At 70.1% G+C, this 15378-nt stretch carries 13 protein-coding genes; 6 read left to right on the top strand and 7 right to left on the bottom strand.

Annotation, left to right across the window (positions count from 1 at the left end):
- Positions 1–44: 44 nt before the first annotated feature.
- Positions 45–905 carry a TrmH family RNA methyltransferase gene (locus ACWDLG_RS31410; protein ID WP_449926892.1) on the bottom strand — a complete coding sequence of 287 codons (861 nt, stop codon included), beginning with the start codon at positions 903–905 and terminating at the stop codon, positions 45–47.
- Positions 906–1299: 394 nt separating this feature from the next.
- On the opposite strand from ACWDLG_RS31410, the gene ACWDLG_RS31405 reads away from it, so the two are divergent.
- The 5 genes from ACWDLG_RS31405 to ACWDLG_RS31385 all read left to right on the top strand — a co-directional run bounded on the left by ACWDLG_RS31405 (position 1300) and on the right by ACWDLG_RS31385 (position 7576).
- Positions 1300–2286 (top strand): LacI family DNA-binding transcriptional regulator, encoded by a 987-nt coding sequence (locus tag ACWDLG_RS31405; protein WP_449926889.1) that lies wholly within the window; start codon positions 1300–1302, stop codon positions 2284–2286.
- A gap of 449 nt (positions 2287–2735) precedes the next feature.
- Positions 2736–4106, top strand: coding sequence for an ABC transporter substrate-binding protein (locus ACWDLG_RS31400; RefSeq protein WP_449926886.1), 1371 nt, complete (start codon positions 2736–2738; stop codon positions 4104–4106).
- A 116-nt stretch (positions 4107–4222) separates the two neighbouring features.
- Positions 4223–5128, top strand: a complete 906-nt coding sequence (locus ACWDLG_RS31395) for a carbohydrate ABC transporter permease (protein ID WP_449926883.1) — start codon at positions 4223–4225, stop codon at positions 5126–5128.
- On the top strand, positions 5125–6051 hold the full coding sequence (locus tag ACWDLG_RS31390) for a carbohydrate ABC transporter permease (RefSeq protein ID WP_449926880.1): 927 nt from the start codon (positions 5125–5127) through the stop codon (positions 6049–6051). Before ACWDLG_RS31395 ends, ACWDLG_RS31390 begins: the two co-directional genes overlap by 4 nt.
- A gap of 7 nt (positions 6052–6058) precedes the next feature.
- On the top strand, positions 6059–7576 hold the full coding sequence (locus ACWDLG_RS31385; protein ID WP_449926877.1) for a glycoside hydrolase family 13 protein: 1518 nt from the start codon (positions 6059–6061) through the stop codon (positions 7574–7576).
- A 20-nt stretch (positions 7577–7596) separates the two neighbouring features.
- Here the strand turns inward: ACWDLG_RS31385 and ACWDLG_RS31380 are convergent, their stop codons facing one another.
- Positions 7597–8700: a serine hydrolase domain-containing protein gene (locus ACWDLG_RS31380; protein ID WP_449926874.1), complete on the bottom strand. Its 1104-nt coding sequence runs from the start codon at positions 8698–8700 to the stop codon at positions 7597–7599.
- 75 nt (positions 8701–8775) lie between these two features.
- Here ACWDLG_RS31380 and ACWDLG_RS31375 point away from each other — a divergent pair, with 75 nt between their 5' ends.
- Positions 8776–9417 carry a TetR/AcrR family transcriptional regulator gene (locus ACWDLG_RS31375; RefSeq protein ID WP_449926871.1) on the top strand — a complete coding sequence of 214 codons (642 nt, stop codon included), beginning with the start codon at positions 8776–8778 and terminating at the stop codon, positions 9415–9417.
- Here the strand turns inward: ACWDLG_RS31375 and ACWDLG_RS31370 are convergent.
- From ACWDLG_RS31370 to ACWDLG_RS31350, 5 genes are all read right to left on the bottom strand, one after another.
- The gene (locus tag ACWDLG_RS31370; protein WP_449926868.1) at positions 9395–10954 is read right to left on the bottom strand and encodes a sigma factor-like helix-turn-helix DNA-binding protein; all 1560 of its coding nucleotides are present in this window, start codon (positions 10952–10954) and stop codon (positions 9395–9397) included. The genes ACWDLG_RS31375 and ACWDLG_RS31370 overlap by 23 nt on opposite strands.
- A 24-nt stretch (positions 10955–10978) precedes the next feature.
- Positions 10979–11974, bottom strand: coding sequence for a LacI family DNA-binding transcriptional regulator (locus ACWDLG_RS31365; protein WP_354919023.1), 996 nt, complete (start codon positions 11972–11974; stop codon positions 10979–10981).
- Positions 11971–12885 carry a carbohydrate ABC transporter permease gene (locus tag ACWDLG_RS31360; RefSeq protein ID WP_449926864.1) on the bottom strand — a complete coding sequence of 305 codons (915 nt, stop codon included), beginning with the start codon at positions 12883–12885 and terminating at the stop codon, positions 11971–11973. Before ACWDLG_RS31360 ends, ACWDLG_RS31365 begins: the two co-directional genes overlap by 4 nt.
- Positions 12882–13853, bottom strand: coding sequence for a carbohydrate ABC transporter permease (locus tag ACWDLG_RS31355; RefSeq protein WP_449927080.1), 972 nt, complete (start codon positions 13851–13853; stop codon positions 12882–12884). The genes ACWDLG_RS31360 and ACWDLG_RS31355 overlap by 4 nt, the downstream gene beginning before the upstream one ends.
- Before the next feature lie 132 nt (positions 13854–13985).
- The gene (locus tag ACWDLG_RS31350; RefSeq protein ID WP_354919028.1) at positions 13986–15323 is read right to left on the bottom strand and encodes an ABC transporter substrate-binding protein; all 1338 of its coding nucleotides are present in this window, start codon (positions 15321–15323) and stop codon (positions 13986–13988) included.
- Positions 15324–15378 lie beyond the last annotated feature (55 nt).

Here is a 15378-nt window from a genome sequence, read left to right as displayed (position 1 = left end):
TCAGCGCTTGCGCACGAGGGTCACGCGGTCGCGCACGGGCAGCATCACGGACTCGACCCGCTCGTCCCGCTGCGGCGCTGGCGGGCGGCCTCGTACAACACCACGGTCGCCGCGCTGGCGGCGTTCAAGGAACTGGCCGAGCCGGCCATCGGAATGCGCGCCATCGTGTCGCATGCCTGCCGCCATCCCGCGCTCAGCCCGGTGGTCTCGTTACCGACGACCAGCAGGGTGGGGCCAGTCAAGTCCAGTTCGGCGACCTCGCGACTGCCGTTCTCGTCGGTGCCCACCACCATCAGCGGCAAGCCCCGGCCGCGCAGCTCCGCCACCCACGCCAGTACCTCTCGGTGGGAGTGGGACCGCACCACCGGCAGCGCCAGCAGCGACCCGGTGGAGGCCCGCACCGAACGAGGATCATAGGGGTCGGCGGCGTGCCCGGTGACGATCAGACCAGCGCCGCCGAACGCGTCCAACGAGCGTGCCATGGTCCCGATGTTGCCGGGAGTGTTCGGCCGGTCGAACACCGCGCCCAGGAAAGACGGCCCCACCTGGATACGGGACAGCTCATCGTCGGGCAGCCCGACCACCGCCACCAGTTCGGGCACGTCCTCGTCCTTGCCGCCCAGCTCCCGCAACAGGTTGGGGGCCATGGACACCCGCTCGCCGCCGGCCTCCTTCAGCATCTGCTTCGCCCAGCTCGACAGCGGTCGCTCGGCGTCGTAGATGAGCGCGTGCACCGGCCAGCCGAACTCGATCGCCAGGCTGATCGGGCGTACGCCCTGGATCAGGAACTCCTTGGCCCGCTGCCGTTTGGCCCGGTTTCCCAGCAGCGCCTGCCACTGCTGGAACCGCGCGTTCGCCCGCGTGATGCGTAACTGCGCCGATAACGATGGGTCCCGATCAGTCACGCTCTACAGCATGATCAGTTCCTCAAGCGATGGCAAACCAGGTGAGGTCGAACAGATCAACTCGCATACCGTTTCCGCCCGTCGGCGCACCCCTAGCACGCTGTCCGGCGGTCAGCCCCGGACCAGGCGGGGGCGCCAGGCCGAGGACCGCGAGCGCCAGCGCGGCGAGTAACGCGAGGGTACGTCTGTCATGGGGGAGTGACTGCACTATAAGATGGCAGCCTGCAATATTTCGACTACTTTTCGCAAATTCACGACAGGCCATAAGGATCGATTTCACGGAACATCGGCGCAGCTGAGGCTATGGACGAGCGCGTCCGGGTCGTTCTCCATGAACGCAAGCGAATCTGCAAGCACTTGCAATGACTTACGTGGATCGGCGTATAGTTTGCGCATGACGCGTCGACTGGCAGAGGTGGCCAAGAAAGTCGGGGTGAGCGAGGCCACCGTGAGCCGGGTGCTGAACGGCAAGCCGGGCGTCTCCGAGGCGACCCGCGAAGCCGTGCTGACCGCACTCGACGTGCTCGGCTACGAGCGTCCCACCCAGCTGCGCGGTGACCGCGCCCGGCTGGTCGGCCTGGTCCTGCCCGAACTGCAGAACCCGATCTTCCCCGCCTTCGCCGAGGTGGTCGGGGGAGCGCTGGCCCAGCAGGGCTTCACCAGCGTGCTGTGCACCAGGACCGTCGGCGGGGTCTCCGAGGCCGACTACGTCGACCTGCTCCTGCAGCAGCAGGTCTCCGGGGTGGTCTTCGCCGGCGGCCTGTACGCCCAGGGCGACGCCTCGCACGAGCACTACGAGCTCATCCTCGAACGCAAACTTCCGACCGTGCTGGTCAACGCGGCCGTCGAGCACCTGGGCTTCCCGCAGGTGTCCTCCGACGACGCCGTGGCGGCCGAGATGGCGCTCGGCCACCTGCGCGCCCTCGGCCACGAACGCATCGGCATGGTGCTCGGCCCCAAGGACCACGTGCCGTCCAGGCGCAAGCTCGACGCCTTCCTGGCAAGGGGCGGCGACTACGACCTGGTCGAGTTCACGATGTTCTCGCTGGAGGGCGGCCACGCGGCCGCGACCAGGCTGGTGCGCAAGGGAGTCACCGGCGTCATCTGCGCCAGCGACCTGCTCGCGCTCGGCACCATCAGGGCGGCCAGGCGGGCCGGGCGCAAGGTGCCCGACGACCTGTCCGTGATCGGCTATGACGACTCGGCGCTGATGACCTGCACCGACCCGCCGCTCACCACCGTCCGCCAGCCGATCGACGCGATGGGGCGGGCGGCCGTCGACTTGCTCGTGGCGTTGATCGACAAGGCGGTGGTGCCTGCCGACGAGCTGCTGTTCGAACCGGAGCTCGTCGTGCGCGCCTCCACGGCCCGCGTCCAGTAGGCCTGCACCCCTCCACGCCCCCGCGTCCAGGAGGCCCGCGCCCCTCCACGCCCCCGCGTCCAGGAGGTCCGCACCCCTCCACGCCCTCGCGTCCAGTAGGCCTGCACCCCTCCACGCCCCCGCGTCCAGCAGGCCCGCGCGTTGAGTAAGCCCGCGTGCGTCCAGTAGGCCCGCCCGCGTGGCGGCCCCGCCGGCAGGGAGCGGGCCGGCTTCCTGCCGGGTGCTCGACCGCCCGGGTATCGCCGTGCACGGCTGCCTGCCCTGACGCTTCTCGGCGTTCCCGCACACAAGCCCCCCGGCGGGCGGCGGGCGGGTGTGCACATGGGTCGCGGCGAGCTACGGCTGTCATGGAGTCGTTATATTTCAATCAGCTGTCAAAATCTTGCAGTGATCTGTCGATGCTGCTTATCGTGTGGGCCTCCCCATCCCCATCAGAAGGGTCCAGACCGATGAGCAGCTCCCGCAGAGCACTCGGCCTGCTGATCGTCACCGGCCTCAGCCTGCCGGTCGCCGCCTGCGGCTCCACGCCCGACAAGCCGGCGCCCGCGGTGAGCGGGACGGCCCAGGCCGCGCCCGTCACGATCTCCGTCGGCTGCCAGCCGCCCAAGACCAACCCCCTGCAGCGCAAGGACTGGGACGACGACGTCGCCGCCTTCCAGAAGCTGCACCCGAACATCACCGTCGACAGCAAGGACGGCTTCCCCTGCCACGACGTGAAGACGTACGACGCCAAGCTGGCCGGCGGCCAGATGGAGGACGTCTTCTACGGCTACTTCGGTGACGTCCAGACCGCGATCAAGGCGGGCCAGGCCGCCGACATCACCGCCTACGTCGACACCGTCAGCACGCTCAAGGACATCGACCCCAGCGTGATGGCGGCATACACCGTCAACGGCAGGACTTACGGCGTTCCACGCGGGAATTACAAGGTCGGCCTCGTCTACAACCGCAAGCTGTTCACCCAGGCCGGACTCGACCCGAACACGCCGCCCAAGAGCTGGGCCGAGATCCGCGAGGCGGCCAAGAAGATCAGCGCGCTGGGCCCCGGCTACATCGGCTACGGCGAGTACAGCGCGGGCAACACCGGCGGCTGGCACTTCACCCAGTCCATCTACGGCAGGGGCGGCGCGATCGTCGACGACAGCGGCAAGAAGGCCGCCTTCAACAGCCCCGAGGGCAAGGCGGTCCTGCAGAACCTCAAGGAGATGCGCTGGACCGACAACAGCATGGGGACCAAGCAGCTCTACCAGTGGGACGACCTCATGCGCCTCATGGGCGCGGGCAAGATGGGGATGATCCTCGGCGCACCCGACGTCATCACCGAACTGCACGACAACCGCAAGGCCGCCTACGAGGACTTCGGCCTGGCCGCCTTCCCCGAGGCCAAGGCCACGCTGGGCGGCGGCGACGGCTACATGTTCAACCCGAAGGCCACCCCCGAGCAGATCAAGGCCGGCCTGCTCTGGCTGGACTACTACGTCCTGACCCCCGGCAGGGGCCAGTTCGACTACGCGCGGCAGAAGGCGACGGGCAGAGCGGTCGGCCTTCCCGACAACAACGTCTGGGGCGACAGCCCGACCGGGCGGAAGCTGCTCGACCTGCGCGGGAGCAACGCGACGCTGCCGCTGGAGAACTTCACCGCCTACGTGGACGGGATGGCCGCCGTCCCGCTCAAGCTCGAGCCGCCGATGAACCAGCAGATCTACCAGATCCTCGACACCCCGATGTCGGCCGTCCTCACCCGGCGGGACGCGGACGTCGACAAGCTGCTCGCCGAAGCCGAGGCCAAGGTCAACGACGTGCTGGTCAAGTCCAGCTAGACCACCCCGCGGTGCGCGCCGGCCATGCGGACGGCGGGTCCCCGCGCCCAGGGCGCCGGGGGACCCGCCCGTCCCCCGGGCCGGCGGCAGCAGTCGAGATCACCAGGAGTGACCCCTTGAACGTCGCAAGCTCGGGACGCAGGCCCCCCTCCAGGACCGGCAGGGAGGTGAGACGCAACCTCACCGCCTACGGCTTCCTGTCGGCCGCCCTGATCTGCTTCGCCGTCTTCTCGTGGTGGCCGATGGTCCGCGAGGTCCTGCTGAGCCTCCAGGAGAACAACTTCGTCGACCCGCCGACCTGGGTCGGGCTCGACAACTTCGCCACGGTCGTCGCCGACCCCGCCTTCGCCCAGGCCTGGCTCAACACCGCGGCCTTCACCGGCCTCGCCCTGCTGATCGGCTACGTGGTCCCCTTCACCGCGGCGATCGTCCTCAACGAGCTCCGCCACGCCAAGGCGTACCTGCGCTTCGTGGTCTACCTGCCGGTGATGCTGCCGCCCGCCGTGTCCGTCCTGCTGTTCAAGTGGTTCTACGACCCGGGACCCGGCCTGTTCAACCAGATCCTCGGCCTGGTCGGCCTGCCGCCGCTCGCCTGGCTCGACTCGACCGACACCGCCCTGATCTCCCTGGTCATCGTCTCGACCTGGATGAACCTCGGCAGCGGCACGCTCATCTACCTGGCCGCCCTGCAGACCATCCCGAGCGAGCTGTACGAGGCGGCCGAGCTCGACGGCGCCGGCCTGGTCAAGCGGATCCGGCACGTCACCATCCCGCAGACCAGGCTGATCCTGCTGGTGATGCTGCTGCTGCAGATCATCGCGACCATGCAGGTGTTCATCGAGCCGTTCATGCTCACCGGCGGCGGCCCGGAGAACGCCACAGTGACCGTCGCGTACCTGATGTACCAGTACGCCTTCAACTTCGGGAACTTCGGAGGTGGAGGCGCGATGGGCCTGATGCTCATGATCGTGCTCATCGTCTTCTCCGCCGTGTACCTGCGCGTCTCGCGGGAGACCTCATGATCGCCACCGCCGTACGGCACCGCGAGCCCCGGCCGCGCAGGCTCGCCCGGCGCCGGATCGAGACCCGGTTCCGCACCCTGGTCTCGCCGCACCAGCTCAACACCCGCGGCGGACGGGCGATCTACTGGACCGTGCTGGTCACGACGGTGGCCGGCTGCACCGCGGTCTTCCTGTTCCCGCTCTACTGGATGGTGACCGGCGGGCTCAAGCCGCCGGAGGAGCTCGACCAGATCCCGCCCACGCTCATCCCGCGCGATCCGAGCCTCGAGGCCTACGCCGAGGCGTGGAACCTGCTCGACCTGGGGCTGCTGCTGCGCAACACCGCGCTCTACGCGGCCGGGGCCTGGCTGTTCACGCTGGCCGTGGACGTCTCGGCCGCCTACGCGCTGTCGAAGCTGCGCCCGATGTTCGGCAAGCTGATCACCGGCATGATGCTGGCCACGCTCATGATCCCGCCGATGGTCCTCATCCTGCCCCTCTACGTGACCGTCGTCGACCTGGACCTGCTCAACACCCCGTGGGCGATCTGGCTGCCGGCCGCCGCCAACGGCTTCAACATCTTCCTGCTCAAACGCTTCTTCGACTCCGTCCCCCGAGAGCTCATCGAGGCGGCGGAGATGGACGGCGCGTCGCCCGCGCGGATCCTGTGGTCCATCGTGCTGCCGGTCTCGCGGCCCATCCTCGGCGTCGTGTCGATCTTCACCGTGGTCAACGTGTGGCGCGACTTCGTCTACCCGCTGCTCGTGCTGCCCGACACCGATCGCATGACGGTGAGCGTCGCCATCAACTCGCTCTCGCAGACGATGCCGACCAACGCGCTCACCGCCGCCCTGGTGATCGCCAGCCTCCCGACGATCGTCATCTTCCTGTTCTTCCAACGGCACATCATGGCGGGACTCACCGCCGGAAGTCTCAAGGGTTAGGAGCGCAATGTCCGACACGTGGTGGCGGGGCGCCGCGATCTACCAGGTCTACCCGCGCAGCTTCGCCGACGGCGACGGCGACGGCGTGGGCGATCTGGCCGGGCTGCGGGAGCGCCTGCCGTACCTGAAGGACCTGGGGATCAACGCGATCTGGCTCACCCCGTGGTACCCGTCGCCCATGGCCGACGGCGGCTACGACGTGGCCGACTACCGCGACATCGAGCCCGCGATCGGCACGCTGGCCGAGGCGGAGACGTTCATCGGGGAGGCACACGGGCTGGGCATCAGGGTCATCATCGACGTCGTGCCCAACCACAGCTCCACCGCCAGCGCGTGGTTCCAGGAGGCGCTGCGGGACCGGTCGAAGCGCGACCGCTTCTGGTTCCGCGACGAGCCCAACGACTGGCGGTCGATCTTCGGCGGGCCCGCGTGGACGCAGGTGGCCGACGGCCAGTGGTACCTCCACCTGTTCGACCCGGGCCAGCCCGACTACAACTGGGACAACCCCGAGGTGCGTCAGGAGTTCCACGACGTGCTGCGCTTCTGGTTCGACAGGGGCGCCGACGGCATCCGCGTCGACTCCGCCGCGCTGCTGGTCAAGTCGGCCACCGCCTACGAGGACCTCGACGGCGTGCACGACATCTACCGCGGCTGGCGGCGGGTGGCCGACGAGTACGACGACCGGATCCTCGTCGGCGAGGTCTGGCTGCCCGACCAGGAGCGCTTCGCCCGCTACCTGCGTCCGGACGAGTTGCACACCGCCTTCAACTTCGACTTCCTCGCCTGCCCGTGGGAGTCCGCCGCGCTGCGCGCAAGCATCTCGCTGACGCTGTCGACCCACGCCTCCGTGGGGGCGCCGCCCACCTGGGTGCTGTCCAACCACGACGTCGCCCGCGTGGTCACCAGGTACGGCAGAGCCGACACCTCGTGGGACCACGCCGACCGCAGGGACGGCGTGCCCGCCGACCTGGCGCTCGGCCGCCGCAGGGCCAGGGCGGCGGCGCTGCTGGCGATGGCGCTGCCCGGCGGGGTCTACGTCTACCAGGGAGAGGAGCTCGGCCTGCCGGAGGTCGACGACATCCCCGACCGCCTGCGCCAGGACCCCATGTGGACCAGGTCCGGCCACACCGTCCCCGGACGGGACGGCTGCCGCGTGCCGCTGCCGTGGTCGGGCGACGCGCCGCCGTTCGGGTTCGGCCCCGGCGCGGGAGAGCCGTGGCTGCCGCAGCCGCCGGAGTGGAAGGAACTGACCGCCGAGGCGCAGGCCGGCGACCCGGGATCCATGCTCACCCTCTACCGCACGGCCCTGCGCCTGCGCCGCGACCGGCTCGGCGACGGGTCGCTGACCTGGCTGGACCTGGGCCCCGACGTGCTGGCGTTCACGCGGGACACAGGGGTGGTGTGCGTGGTGAACCTCGGCCCCGACCCGGTACGGCTGCCGCCGCACTCGGCGGTGTTGCTGGCCAGCGGGCCGACAGGGGACGGGCTGCTGCCGTGCGACACGGCGGTGTGGCTGGAACCCTGACCGGCCCGGGGCCGGGGAGGCTAGCCGCGGGCGACGATGTCGCCGAGCGTGGTGACGGTGTCGAAGTCGTTGGTCAGCCGGTTCTTGGTGACGGCGAAGGCGAGGCCGGTGGCGGTGTCGGCGTAGGCCACGCTGCCGCCGGCGCCGGCCATGCCGAACACTGTCGGCGTCTCCTCGGGCGCCGATCCCGGCCGGCCGATCGCGTAGCCGAGACCCCAGGCCGACGGCATGCCGAACACCTCGTCCACGCCGCTGAAGGCCGTGGTCGTCACCTCGCGCAGCCTGTCGGGCGAGATCAGCCGCGTGCCGTCCACCTCGCCGAGCAGGGCGGCGTACATGCGGGCGATCGCCCTGGCCGAGGTCTTGCCGCCCGCGGGGATGTCGGCCGACAGGTAGTCGGGGCGGCTGCCCAGCCCGGCGGTGGGCATCAGGTCCATCGGGCCGGCCTTGAACATCGGCAGGTCCTCGGGCATGTCCGCGAACGCCGACATGTCCATGAAGGCGTCCTCCAGGCGGGCGAGCCGGTGGTGCTCCGAGGCGGGCATGCCGAAGTAGAGCTCGTCGGCCACGCCGAGCGGCCCGCTCACCTCTTCGCGCAGCACCTGCGAGATCGGCTTGCCGGTGGCCCGCCGGACGATCTCGCCGACGAGGAATCCGAACGTGTAGGCGTGGTAGCCCATGCGGGTGCCCGGCTCCCACCACAGTTCGGCGTTCTCGAGGGCGGCGACCATCGTGTCCCAGTCGCAGACGTCCTCCGGCGTGGTGTCCAGCGGGAGGCCGGGCACCCCGGCGGTGTGCGTCAGCACGTGGCGCACCGTCACGCCTTCCTTGCCGTGCGCCCCGAACTCCGGCCACAGCTCCGCCACGCGTGTGTCGTAGCCGAACAACCCGCGCTCCACCAGTACGTGGGCGACGGTGGCGGTGGCACCCTTGCCGATGGAGAAGTTGTAGAACGGCGTGCCGGGCGTCACGAGCCGGCCGGTCTCCGGGTCGGCCACACCGGCGACCACGTCCACGACCTGCCGGCCGTCACGGTAGACGGCCACCTGGAGGCCCCGCTCCCGGCCCGACTCGACCAGGTCGTCGGCGGCCTGCTGCACCAGCTTCTGGAGTTCGCTCATCATGTCCGTCCTTCAATGTTTGGAACTAGACGGTACAGTACTGAGACCGGTACGGAACTGTCTAGTACTATCCGGACCATGACAACGGAAGTGGGTCGCACGGCACTCAAGCGCAGGCAGATCCTCGACGCCGCCAAGGCGGTCTTCCTGCGCAACGGCTACGTGGGCGCGAGCATGGACGAGGTCGCCGCCCTCGCCGCGGTGTCGAAGCAGACGGTCTACAAGTACTTCACCGACAAGGAGCAGCTGTTCACCCACCTCGTGCTCGACACGACCGGCGAGATCGACCACCTCACCCGGATGGTCACGGCGGCCTTCGACGACAGCGACGATCCCCGGCGGGCCCTGGGCGAGCTGGCCCGCGCCTTCCTCGGCTCGCTGCTGCGGCCCGAGGTGCTGAGCCTGCGGCGGCTGATCATCGCCGAGGCCGACCGCTTCCCCGACCTGGGCCGCACCTGGTACGAGCAGGGCTTCGAGCGGGTGCTGGCGACGCTGACCGGCTGCTTCGGGCGCCTGGCGGAGCGCGGCCTGCTCCACCTGGACGACCCCCGGCTGGCCGCCGACCACCTCATGGGCCTGCTGCTGTGGATCCCGGTGAACAGGGTCATGTTCTGCGGTGGGGACGCCTCCTACACCGACGCCGAGCTCGACCGGCTGGCCGAGACGGCGGTGGCGGCGTTCCTGCGCGCCTACGGAGTCAGCGCACCGCTTTCAGGTTGAGGATCCACAGGTCGCGGCCGTCGGTGTCGCTCCAGGCCAGCAGGGTCCCCGGATCGTTCTTGTCGCCCAGGCGGACCGCCATCGACGGGTCGGCGGGGTCGAAGGTCGCCAGCGTCCCCGCGCGCAGATCCTTGATGACCTGTAACCCCGCGCGCAGCCGGAGCACCACGAACCGGTTCAGCACCGGCCCGCTCGCCGTCGTCCCCGGCAACTCGACCGTGCCGGACCCGTCCGTCCTGCGCGCGAGCGTCATCCCCGAGATCGGGTGGCGCTCCACGCACCAGTCGGGCGAACACCGCGCCACCCCCTGCCCGCCGGTCACGAACGCTCGCGAGCGCCCGGACTCCAGGTCGGTCAACGTCCCCTTCGCCAGGTCGGCGGCCCACGGCCAGGCCAGCAGCCACAGCCCCTCGCCGGCCTTCTCCCTGCCGCCCCTGCCGGACAGCGGCCGGCGGTAGACCGCCTGGCCGGTGTTCCAGAACAGGTGGCCGTCGCCCACCTGGAAGCGGGCCTCCGGCGGGGCCGACCGGTCGCCCTGCGCGGCCTTGGTGACCAGGCGCGGCCTGCCGCCCTTCACCGGCACGCGCCAGAACCGCGTCTCCAGCGTCTCGTCCGCGCGCAGCCCGAGCGAGCTCCACACCACGAGCCGGCCGTCCGTGGCGAACCAGCGCACCTCGTCGCCCGCCGGCAGCTTCGCGAACCGGCCGATCCGGCCGGTGGCCGCGTCGTAGACGTCCAGCCGCACGTCGCCGTGGCCGAGCCGGTTCTGCGCCAGCAGCACCACGCGCCGGTCGTCGATCGCGATGGCCGGCTGGTAGACCAGCCCGTCGGCGGACCGGGCGGGCAGCCTGGAGACCGCGCGCGGCCACACCTCCTGGGCCGCCCTGGCCAGCCCGACCCTGGCGGGCACGGGCCTGGCGGCGGCCGAGACATGGTCGGCGGGCGCCGCGACCGTCGGCCTGACCAGCACGACCAGTCCGGTGACCGTGGCCAGCGCGAGGCCCGCGGCGGCGGCCGACCGTAACCGCCTGCCGGTACGGCGCCGCCGCAACCGCGACAGGCCCGACAGCAAATCGGCGGGGCGAGCCGTCGCGGCCGCCGCCTCCAGGGTCCTGACCAGGTCGTCCTGCCGGACGGCGACGCTCTGGTCGCGCACCCTGGCCGCGGGCAGGTCGAGGACGCGCGCGATGTCCTCGTTCGACAGCCCGCCGTACGAGCGGAGCACGATCACCGCCCTGGCCAGCGGAGGCAGCTCGGCCAGCTGCCGCCAGACGTCCGGATCGCCGCCGTGCCCGGCGATCTCGGCCTCGGGCACCCCCTGGGCCGCCCGGCGCCGCCGCTGGCGCACGAACAGGCGGGCCATCGCCGTGCCGACGAAGGTGTCGGGGTGGCCGGTCCTCGCCATGCGCAGCCCGGCCAGCGCCTCCTGGGCCAGCAGGACGCCTTCGCGCTGGTCGCCGGTGAGCACGAGGCCGTAGCGCACGAACCCCATGCCCTTGATGAGCACGAAATCGGTGAAGCCGTCAGGAGGACCCATCCAGCCACCTCCGTGGCCAGCATCTCAGGAGGATTCGCGGATGACCAGTTCGGTCGGCAGGATGACCGGATCGGCGGGACCGCCCTCGAACAGCCCCAGCAGCAGCCGTGTCATGGCCGCGGCCTGCTCGAAGATGTGGTGGCGGACCGTGGTCAGCGGCGGGTCGGTGTACTTGGCGGCCTCGATGTCGTCGAAGCCGACCACGGCCACGTCGTCGGGCACCCTGCGCCCCGCCTGGCGCAGCGCCTGCAGCGCGCCGACGGCCATGAGGTCGTTGCCGCAGAAGACCGCGTCGAGCTGGGGGTCGTCCTCCAGCAGCTGCCGCATCGCGACGGCGCCCGACTCCCTGGTGAAGTCGCCGATCGCCACGATGGAACGCCGGTCGGAGCCGCGCAGCACGGTGCGGTACCCCTCGAGCCGGTCAAGGCCGGCGATCATGTCCTGCGGGCCCGCGATGGTGGCGATCCGGCGCCGGCCGCTCTCCACCAGGTGCCGTACGGCCTCGGCCGCCCCGCCGACGTTGTCGTTGTCGACGAACGGGATGTCGATGGGGACGGCGGGCCTGCCGTAGGAGACGACGGGGATCCGCATCCGCGCGATCGCGGCGGGCAGCGGGTCGCCGCCGTGCATGGAGATGAGCATGACGCCGTCGACGTGGCCGCTGGCGATGTAGCGCTCCACCCGCGCGTGGCTCTTGGCCGAGCTGGTCAACATGAGCACGATCTGCTTGTCGGCCGCCTCCAGCTCCACGCTGGCCGACCTGATGACGGTGGAGAACATCGGGTCTTCGGAGAACACCCTGGTCGGCGGTTCGGAGAAGACCAGGGCGATCGAGTCGGTCCGCTGGGTGACCAGGCTGCGCGCCGCCGGGTTGGGCACGTAGCCGAGCTCGTCGACCGCGCGCAGCACCGCGTCGCGGATGTGCGGGGCGACCGTCGACTGCCCGTTGACCACCCGGGAGACCGTGGCACGCGACACTCCCGCCCTGGCGGCGACCGCCTCGAGGGTGGGGCGCTTCATCCCTTGACGCTTCCGGCCAGGAGCCCGCGGACGAAGTAGCGCTGCATCGACAGAAAGACCACGAGAGGAATGATGACAGACACGAAAGCGCCCGCGGTCAGCCGTTGCCACTCGTTGCCCTTGGTTCCGGCCATCTGCGCCAGCCGGACGGTCATCGGCGCGCTCTCCGCGGTGCCGCCGCCGAAGATCAGCCCCACCAGCAGGTCGTTCCACACCCACAGGAACTGGAAGATCGCGAAGCTGGCGAGCGCGGGCGCCACCAGCGGCAGCACGATCCTGCGGAAGATCGTGCCGTGGGTGGCGCCGTCGACCCTGGCCGCCTCCATCAGCTCGTGCGGCAACTCGGACATGAAGTTGTGCAGCAGGAAGACGCCGAGCGGCAGGGCGAAGCAGGTGTGGGCGCACCAGACCTGGACGAACCTGCCGGTGCCCTCCAGGTTCCAGGCGGGCATGAGCTGCAGGCCGAACACCTCGACGCCCTCGGAGAAGAACGACAGCAGCGGCACCAGCGCCATCTGCAGCGGCACGACCTGCAGCGCGAAGATCCCGATGTAGATCCAGTCGCGGCCCCTGAACGGCAGCCAGGCCAGCGCGTAGGCGGCGAAGGCGGCGAAGGCCAGCGGGAAGAGCACCGACGGGATCGTGATGACGATCGAGTTGAGCAGGAAGCTGGCCAGCTGCCCGGAGGAGGAGGACGTGCCGAACAGCACCTCCTGGTAGTTCTCCAGCGTCAGCACGGGCGTGGAGAAGAACGTCCACCAGCCGGTGGTCTTGATCTGGTCCTCCGGCCGGAACGACGACAGCAGCAGGCCGACGGTGGGTGTCGTCCAGAGCAGCGCGATCAGCAGCGCGGCGAGGGAGGCCGTCCTGCTCGACAGGCGGGCGCGCACCCGGGCTGGCGCGGTCGTCATCGAAGGGCCCTCCTGCTGCGGATCTGGTAGATGACGATCGGCGTGACCAGCACGAACAGGAAGACCGCCAGCGCGGCGCCCTTGCCGGTCTCGCCGTAGCGGAAAGCCTGGTTGTACATCTCGTTGGCGATGACGCTGGTGTCGAACTGGCCGCCGGTCATGGTGCGCACGATGTCGAAGAGCTTCAGCGTGCCGATCGACTGCGTGACCAGCACGACGATCACCGCGGGCCGGATCGAGGGCAGCGTCACCCTGAAGAACATCTGCGCCGCCCCGGCGCCGTCGAGCTTGGCGGCCTCCACGATGTCGGCGGGGATCCCCTTGATCGCCGCCGACAGCACGACCGTGGCGAAACCGGCCTGGATCCAGACCATCACCACGATGAGGAAGAGCGTGTTGAGGGGCGGGTCGAGCAGCCACTGCCGGGGCTCGCCGCCGAGCCACACCACCACCTGGTTGAGCAGGCCGATCTGGTCGACGCCCTCGGGCCGGTAGGCGTAGACGAACTTCCAGATGATCCCGGCGCCGACGAACGAGATGGCCATCGGCAGGAAGAGCAGCGACTTGGCCAGCGACTCGAACCTGGCCCGGTCCACGATCACCGCGTAGACCAGGCCGATCGCCGTCACCAGCAGCGGCACGAGGACCACCCAGACGAGCGTGTTGCGCAGCACCGTGACGGCTTCCGGCTGGGTGAACATCCACGCGTAGTTGTCCAGGCCGACGAAGGCGGTGCCGTCACCGCTCATGAACGACAGCAGCGTGGTGCGGACGGCCGGGAGCACCAGGCCCACGGCGAGCAGGACGACGGCGGGGGCGAGCAGGATCGCGGCGTGCAGGCGGGCTCTGCTGCGCATCGGGGCCCGGTCGAGAAGCAGCAGGACCAGGCCGACGACCGCGAGGAACGCGACGACGCCGATGACCAGCTGGATGAGTTTGGGCGACTCGGCGGCCAGGTCGAAGTCCAGGTCCAAGGGTCCTCCTGGGGGCCCTCGGGCGCCGGGGGCGGCGCCGGAGGGGGCGGACGTGAGCGGGCTGGGCGGGCGTTCCCCTGACCGGTACGGCAGGCGCCGCGCGGGCTGCCTGCCGTACCGGGGACTTCAGGAGGTGGGCCAGGAGGCGTCGATGAAGTCGAGCACCGTCTTGGTGTCCTTGCCGTTGATCCAGTCGGTCATGCCCTTCCAGAAGGTGCCGGAGCCGACGGCGGCCGGCATGAGGTCCGAGCCGTCGAACCTGAACACCGTCGCCTCGTCGCGCAGCATCTCCATCGACAGCCTGTCGATCGGGTTCTGCGCGTTGGCGAGGTCGACGCCCTTGTTGGCCGACACGTACGTGCCCAGCTTCATCCTGGAGTTGGCGTGCTCGGGCGTGGCCAGGTAGCGCTGGAAGGCCTGCACCTCGGGCCGGTCGGCGAAGGCGGCGACGAACTCGCCCGCGCCGAGCACCGGCTTCGTGGCCGGGTCGTTGCCCGGCAGGTAGAAGGCGAAGACGTCACCGTCCTGGGCGACCTTGGTGCCCTCGGGCCAGAAGTTGGCGTAGAAGGAGGCCTGGCGGTGCATCGCGCACTTGCCCGTCGTGATCGGCACGCCGCCCTCCTGGAAGGCGGTGCTGGCGATCGACTTGACGGGCCCGTAGCCGCCGTTGACGTACTTGTCGTTCTTGAGGATCGCGCCCACCTTGTCGACCGCCGCGACCACCTTGGGGTCGTTGAACTTCAGTTCGTGGGAGACCCAGCGGTCGTACTCCTCGGGGCCGAGCTCGCGCAGGATGACGTCCTCGATCCAGTCGGTCGCCGGCCAGCCCGTCGCCTCGCCCGACTCGATGCCCGCGCACCACGGCTTGGTGCCGGCGGCCGCGATCGTGTCGCTCAGCTTCATCAGCTCGTCCCAGGTCTTCGGGACCTGCCAGCCCTTCTCCTGGAAGGTCTTGGGCGAGTACCAGACGAACGACTTCACGCTGGCGCCCAGCGGGGCGGCGTAGAAGGTGCCGTCCACGGTGCCGTAGGCGATCCAGTCCTTGGACCAGCCCTGGTCGGCCAGCGCCTTGACCTCGGCCGGGGCGGGCTTCAGCTTGCCCGCCTTCGCGAAGCGCGCCAGCAGGCCAGGCTGGGGGAAGAAGGCGAGGTCAGGCGGGTTGCCGCCGTCGGACCGCACCTGGATCTGCGCCTCGAACTCGCCCGTGCCCTCGTAGGTGATCTTCATGCCGGTGCACTGCTCGAACGTCTTCCAGTTCTGCTGGAAGAGGTCGGCCTCGGTGTCCCTGATGGGGGAGTAGACCGTGACCTTCTTGCCGTCGTGCTTGCCGTACTGCTGGAAGGCGGCGCAGTCGGCCGCGGGGGCCGCCTGGCCGGTGGAGGACCCTGACCCGGTGGAGCCGCAGCCGGTGACGACGAGCGCCAGCGCCGCGGCTCCGACGAGAAGTCGAGGGGCGGTGGTCATGTGCATCCTCCTGTGCCGGTGAGAGCGTTCTCTGAGAATTGATGGCGCACATGAC

This window comes from Nonomuraea sp. NPDC003727 (assembly GCF_053586935.1).
The sequence above is the reverse complement of the archived record's forward strand: the minus strand, read 5'-3'. Positions and strand labels throughout refer to the sequence as shown.

What these genes read in the sequence shown, in the direction of transcription:
- ACWDLG_RS31375 (WP_449926871.1), top strand. Translation starts at nt 8,776, where the DNA reads ATGACAACGGAAGTGGGTCGCACGGCACTCAAGCGCAGGCAGATCCTC.
- ACWDLG_RS31390 (WP_449926880.1), top strand. Translation starts at nt 5,125, where the DNA reads ATGATCGCCACCGCCGTACGGCACCGCGAGCCCCGGCCGCGCAGGCTC.
- ACWDLG_RS31350 (WP_354919028.1), bottom strand. Translation starts at nt 15,323, where the DNA reads ATGACCACCGCCCCTCGACTTCTCGTCGGAGCCGCGGCGCTGGCGCTC.
- ACWDLG_RS31380 (WP_449926874.1), bottom strand. Translation starts at nt 8,700, where the DNA reads ATGATGAGCGAACTCCAGAAGCTGGTGCAGCAGGCCGCCGACGACCTG.
- ACWDLG_RS31365 (WP_354919023.1), bottom strand. Translation starts at nt 11,974, where the DNA reads ATGAAGCGCCCCACCCTCGAGGCGGTCGCCGCCAGGGCGGGAGTGTCG.
- ACWDLG_RS31400 (WP_449926886.1), top strand. Translation starts at nt 2,736, where the DNA reads ATGAGCAGCTCCCGCAGAGCACTCGGCCTGCTGATCGTCACCGGCCTC.
- ACWDLG_RS31385 (WP_449926877.1), top strand. Translation starts at nt 6,059, where the DNA reads ATGTCCGACACGTGGTGGCGGGGCGCCGCGATCTACCAGGTCTACCCG.
- ACWDLG_RS31405 (WP_449926889.1), top strand. Translation starts at nt 1,300, where the DNA reads ATGACGCGTCGACTGGCAGAGGTGGCCAAGAAAGTCGGGGTGAGCGAG.
- ACWDLG_RS31370 (WP_449926868.1), bottom strand. Translation starts at nt 10,954, where the DNA reads ATGGGTCCTCCTGACGGCTTCACCGATTTCGTGCTCATCAAGGGCATG.
- ACWDLG_RS31360 (WP_449926864.1), bottom strand. Translation starts at nt 12,885, where the DNA reads ATGACGACCGCGCCAGCCCGGGTGCGCGCCCGCCTGTCGAGCAGGACG.